Annotated in this window: 5 protein-coding genes and 1 pseudogene; 2 read left to right on the top strand and 4 right to left on the bottom strand. The window is 69.9% G+C overall.

Features of this window, described 5'->3' with window-relative positions; all coding sequences use genetic code 11:
• Nucleotides 1-12: 12 nt before the first annotated feature.
• Nucleotides 13-555 (bottom strand): MerR family transcriptional regulator, encoded by a 543-nt coding sequence (locus AC08OP_RS19965; RefSeq protein ID WP_476615580.1) that lies wholly within the window; start codon nt 553-555, stop codon nt 13-15.
• Nucleotides 556-982: 427 nt separating this feature from the next.
• Nucleotides 983-1,417 (bottom strand): MerR family transcriptional regulator, encoded by a 435-nt coding sequence (locus tag AC08OP_RS19960; RefSeq protein WP_476615579.1) that lies wholly within the window; start codon nt 1,415-1,417, stop codon nt 983-985.
• A gap of 387 nt (nt 1,418-1,804) precedes the next feature.
• On the opposite strand from AC08OP_RS19960, the gene mce reads away from it, so the two are divergent.
• The gene (gene mce / locus AC08OP_RS19955; RefSeq protein ID WP_476615578.1) at nt 1,805-2,230 is read left to right on the top strand and encodes a methylmalonyl-CoA epimerase; all 426 of its coding nucleotides are present in this window, start codon (nt 1,805-1,807) and stop codon (nt 2,228-2,230) included.
• A 177-nt stretch (nt 2,231-2,407) separates the two neighbouring features.
• On the opposite strand, the gene AC08OP_RS19950 is transcribed toward mce, so the two are convergent.
• On the bottom strand, nt 2,408-2,902 hold the full coding sequence (locus AC08OP_RS19950; protein WP_476615577.1) for an LppP/LprE family lipoprotein: 495 nt from the start codon (nt 2,900-2,902) through the stop codon (nt 2,408-2,410).
• Between the two features lie 160 nt (nt 2,903-3,062).
• Between AC08OP_RS19950 and AC08OP_RS19945 the strand changes: the two are divergent.
• A pseudogene (locus AC08OP_RS19945) lies at nt 3,063-3,530 on the top strand (acetoacetate decarboxylase family protein); the annotation flags it as partial.
• Between the two features lie 196 nt (nt 3,531-3,726).
• Here AC08OP_RS19945 and AC08OP_RS19940 read toward each other — a convergent pair.
• Nucleotides 3,727-5,400, bottom strand: coding sequence for an aldehyde dehydrogenase family protein (locus AC08OP_RS19940; RefSeq protein ID WP_476615581.1), 1,674 nt, complete (start codon nt 5,398-5,400; stop codon nt 3,727-3,729).
• Nucleotides 5,401-5,478 lie beyond the last annotated feature (78 nt).

Here is a 5,478-nt window from a genome sequence, read left to right as displayed (position 1 = left end):
GAGCGGGCCGGGTCAGTTCTCCTCGGGCCCGAAGGGATCATCGAGAAAATCGAGGAACGAGCTGTCCAGGCGACCGGGACCAAGATCGCCTTGATCAACGACGTCCCGGCGATCCGGGCTTTCCCGCAGCGACCGGGCGGTATCGTCCCGCAGGCCAATCATGAAGTCCTCGGCGAGGCGCACCTGTTCCTGCAGGGATGCGAGCTTCTCCTCGGCCAGGGTAACCCAGGTTCTCAGCCGTTCCCGCAGTTCCCTGCGATGATCTGGGGCAAGATCGGGCTGGCCGATCCGCTCACGCAATGTGATGAGAGACCGCATCTCCTCGAGCGTGAACCCCAGCGGTTTCATCTTCTTGATGAGGAAAAAACGGTCGAGTGCGTCGTCGTCGTACAGCGGGAAACCACCCGATGTGTGGCCTACCGGCGCGAGCAGGCCGGCATCCTCGTAGAAGCGGGCGGTACGCAGGGACAAGGTCACCAGGGTGGCAACGTCACCGATCCGGTAGCGGCCGTCACAGGCATCGGCGGAAGACCCGGCGCTGCTGGTTATGGACAATTCAACCCTTATCACGTGAGCATGACGACTGGTATTCGAGCGTCAAGCGTCTCTAGTATCGGCCACCCACAGCTACACAGGACCGGTAAAGATCTGGTAATCCATGGCCGACGCCGACCGTGACGTCGGTCACCAACCGACTCCGGTTGCTCCACAGGAGCCCAAGCGCCGGCCGCCACCCCGGATCCCGGTCACCCCGGCGAACCGGGGGGCTCCCACAAAATAGATAGCTTTGCAAAACGGATGGCCTTGGCGCAGCGAAGGACCCGGGCGGGCGAGACAACCTGAACGAACCGGGCATCCGGGTAACATCGGATATCTTGCCGGGATCGGACGATCCCGACGGCTCCGACCTCGGGACACGGGCCCCCATCATGGCGGTTCCGGCACCCATCTCGGACGAGGTGACCATGGATTCACGAGTCCGTCATACCGTCCGGTCCGCATCACCGTGCAGGCCGATGACGAAGTCCTCCGCGACTCCCGCCTGCTGCCGCAGGGTGGCCAGCTTCTCCTCAGCCAGCACGACCCAGGTATGCAGCCGCTCACGCAGTTCGGTCCGCCGACTCTCGGAGATCGTCGAATCCGACAGCTCGTCCCGCACCGACAACAGCGACCGCATCTCCTCCAAGGTGAACCCCAGCGACTTCATCTTCTTGATGACGAGCAGTCGATCGACGGCCTCGTCGTCGTACAGGCGGAAGCCACCCGGCGTACGTCCAGCGGGAGTAAGCAGTCCGGCTTCCTCGTAGTACCGGACCGCGCGCAGCGAAAGCCCGACCCGCTCGGCAACCCCACCTATCTGACGGGTGTTTCCGCGGGCCGCGCGGAACGCGGAACGATCACGACGCGTCGTGGACACCGTAACCCTTACGTTCGTGCCTCGAAGACTCGGGCTAAAATAGTTGGAACTTGACTCTACGGCCTGTCTTCCGGGGACTTGAACGGAGTCTGCAACGAGGCCCCGAACACCACACCGCCACCCCGCGGACACACTGGAAGAACAATATCCGCCCACGGTAACATCCACGGCAACAGTCACTCCGGCGACGTGGACCCCTGGCGAGGCCGCGGGCAGGGTGGGGCCCGGCCCGGGTCGCCCACGTCACCCCACGTCACGGGGGCCGATCGGTCGACGCCGGGATCGTGAACCGGCAGGCTCAGTGCGGACCCCGTCGCTTCGCGCCAGGGGCGGTGGGACATCGGCGGACAAGCCCCGATCGCGGGCCGGCAGAACGAGGAGACGGCTGTGCTGACCAGGATCGACCACGTCGGGATCGCGGTGGCTTCCCTCACCGAGGCCATCCCCCGCTATGAGGAGGCATTCGGTCTTAAGGTCGTGCACCAGGAGGAGAACGAGCGCCAGGGGGTGCGCGAGGCGATGCTGCTGGTCCACAGCGGCAAGACCGGGAACTCCTACGTCCAACTGCTAGAACCGCTGCGCGAGGACAGCCCAATCGGGAAGTTCCTGGCCAAGCGGGGGCCGGGCATCCACCACATCGCCTACGGCGTCGCCGACATCGACAGCGCCCTCGCGGCCCTGACCACGACCGGATTCGATCTGGTCAACAAGACTCCGGTGCACGGCACCGCCGGCAGCCGGATCGCGTTCATCCATCCCAAGGGCCTCGGAGGCGTGCTCACCGAACTCGTCGAGGCCGCCGAGGGGCACTGAGCCGGGCCGGACGGCCCCGCGTTGCCGCCATCCCCTGTCCGGCCCCTGTTCGGGCGGGGCAGCGAAGGCGCGGGGCGACGAATCCCCGGCGGCGCACCCGGCGACTCCCCGGCGGCTGCCCCGGCCCATGGCGGATCATGGACCGGGGATCATCGGTCGCGGATCAGCGGTCGCGGATCAGCGGCGGCTTCTCGCGGCGGACACGTTCGCGGTCGGGACCGGATCGAGCGGGACCACCGATGAACCGTTCCACTGGTAACGCACGGTCGCACCACCCGCCGTCGGGCAGCACATCGGATCGCTTGGCCGGTAGAGGTCGTACTGCAGGGCGACGACCCGGTCGGTGGACCAGATCCAGCGGATCGTGGCGCTCGGCTGCGGCAAGTCGTAGCCGACGAACCGGCCACGGTGGAAGAAGAACGCCCGCTGCGGATGCCCGTCCCCGGATGTCGACAGCAGTCCGACGATCACGCTGAGATCGTTGCTCCGGTCATAACCACCGAGGACGATCGGCGTGTACCCCGCCGATCGAACCAACGCCGCGGCGTTGGCGATGCTCAGCGCCGGGGTGCCGGATGTGGACGAGACAGCGGAGGCTGTCCCGGCGATCCCGCCCATCAGGGTAAGCGTACCGATCATCACTGAAACGGCAAGTCCGCGACGTAGCGCCATGAGACCTCCCAGGTTCCGTGCTGACCCGACCCAACCTAGATGCCCTCTTCGGTGGGCGCCGACCAGCTAGGGGGTATGGCCGGTATGTCGCCCGATTCGGACCGGTCCGCCCCCCGGCCGGCGGATCCGGCAGGCTCCACACCGGAACGGGCGGGAAGCCGTGCCGTCGGGGGCCACTGTCGGGGGGCACTACTGTTGGTGGGTGGCGTATCCGCCGGAACCCTGGGAGCTGCGCGGTACGATGGTCATCTCCGTCTGGTTCGTGCCCCGCGCGGCGCTGGCCGGCGCCCCTCCCCGGGCGGTGACCGTTCTCGGCCGGGTCCCGGTGGCCACCGCCTGGGTTCGCTACGATCCGCGTGGCGTCCTCGCCTACCGTGAGGTCATGGCCGCCTTGCTGGTATGGCACAGGCGGCACCTGCACGTGACGGTCCCGCATATCTGGGTGGACAGCCCGGCGTCCCAGGTCGGCGGTCGCGCCCTGTGGGGGATTCCCAAGGAACTGGCCGTCTTCACCGAACGACCGGGCACGTCCACACGACCGGAAACGGCCCGGGACGCCGGCGGCACCCACCTGCACGCCCGGGACGCCACCGGGACAGACGCCACCAGGACAGACGCCACCAGGACAATCGTCGCCGCGGCGGTAAGCCGGGGACAGCGGCTGCCGGGCAGGTGGCCGGTCCGCTTCCGCGTGGTGCAGGATCTCGACGGTCAGCCCCGGGTGAGCCCGGTGCGGCTGGCCGGGCGGCTCGCCCTGCACCGGTCACGATGGGACCCGGCGGCGGAGGGTCCGCTGGGTTTCCTCACCGGGCTCCGGCCTCGGCTCACCGTCCGCCTGGACGACTTCCGGATGATTTTCGGAGCCGGAGCCGGAGCCGGAGCCGGAGCCGGCCGGGACGGAATCCCTCGTCCGGCCCGGCGTGCCCGCCGAGGGGCCTGTCGAGAGGCCCAGCCGCCCCGCCGACCGGCCTGACCCGCCCGGCCACCCGGCCGGCCCAGCCGCCGCCGTGCCGGAGCCGCGCCGCCACCGCTGTGACGGCGAGCGCACCCGGCGCCCGGCGGAAGGTGGTCAGGGTCGCTCCCGGCATGTGCATCCGCAGGGTGGCGACCGAGCGGGGGCGGACGAACTCGCGCAGCCCCTCCGCGCCGTGCACCCGGCCGAACCCGCTCTCGCCGCTGCCCCCGAAGGGCAGGGCGGGCATCCCGGCAAACGCCAGCACCGCGTTGACGGACACCATCCCGGCGTCGAGCCGGCTGGCGATCTCGTCTCCCCGGGACCGGGAGAAGACCGTCGCACCGAGCGCGTACGGGGTGCCGTTGGCCAGCGTGACGGCCTCGTCGACGTCGACGACGGTCCGGACGGTGGCGACCGGCCCGAACGTCTCCTCCTGCACGGCGGGGCTGCCCTCCGGCACGTCGACCAGCACGACCGGTTCGATGAAGGTGTCCCCCACCGACTCCGTCCCGCCGATCAGGGCGGTCGCGCCGCGGGCCAGCGCGTCGGCCACGTGGCGGCGCACGATCGCCGCCTGGCCGGGCATCGTCATCGGACCGTAGGATGCGTCCCGGTCGGCGCCGGGACGAACCCCGTCGAGCTCGCGGCGCAGTGCGGCGAGGAAGGGCGCGGCGACCGCCTCGGTCACGTAGATCCGCTCGACCCCGGCACAGGTCTGCCCGCCATTGGACATCGCTCCCCAGACCGCTGCCCGCGCGGCGGCGGCCACGTCAGCGTCGTCGGCGACGATCAGCGGGTCCTTGCCGCCGCATTCGATCACCACCGGGACGAGGGACGACGCGCAGGCCGCCATGACCAGGCGGCCGGTCGCGGGCGAGCCGGTAAAGGCGATCTTGTCGACCCCGGCGGTACACAGGGCGGCACCGGTCGGACCGAAGCCGGTGACCATGGTCAGGACCCCGGCCGGCGCGTCCGGATTCGCCGCGGCGAACGCCGCGACCAGGTACGCGCCCACCGCCGGGGTGTACTCGCTGGGCTTGAAGACCACCGTGTTACCGGCTGCCAGGGCATACACGATCGAACCGCTCGGGGTGAACAGCGGGTAGTTCCACGGCCCGATCACCCCGACGACCCCGAACGGGCGGTACTCGATCCGTCCGGTGTGGTTCGCCAGGAACGGGCCGGGCGACACCCGACGGGTCCGCAGCACGCGGGCGGCGTTGCGGGCCGCCCAGCGGATGTGTTCCAGCGTCAGCAGCAGCTCGATGCGGGCATCGGCGGCGGTCTTGCCGTTCTCGGCGTGCAGGAGGTCGATCAGCTCGGTCTCGTGGCGGACGAGGTGCGCCGCCCAGCGCAGCAGATAGTCGCGCCGCCGTGCCGCCGTGAGCCCCGCCCACCAGCCCGCCGCCGACCGGGCGGCCGCCACGGCCGCCCGCACCTGGGTCGGCTCCATCACCGGGAAGCTCGCGACCACCGCGCCGGTGGCCGGATCCGTCGACAGGAGCGTCCCGATGCCGGCCTCCGGGCCGACCGCGCCAGTCACCCCGGTCTCCCGATTCGCCACGGTCTCCGGATTTGTCGGGTTCGTCGGGTTCTCCGAGGTCGTCGGGTTCTCCGAGGT

The organism is Frankia sp. CeRuru1 (assembly GCF_977966315.1).
Note: the sequence above shows the minus strand (reverse complement) of the source record. Positions and strands in the feature narration are given on the sequence as shown.

Coding starts and splice junctions, on each gene's coding strand:
- AC08OP_RS19950 (WP_476615577.1), bottom strand. CDS start 2,902: ATGGCGCTACGTCGCGGACTTGCCGTTTCAGTGATGATCGGTACGCTT.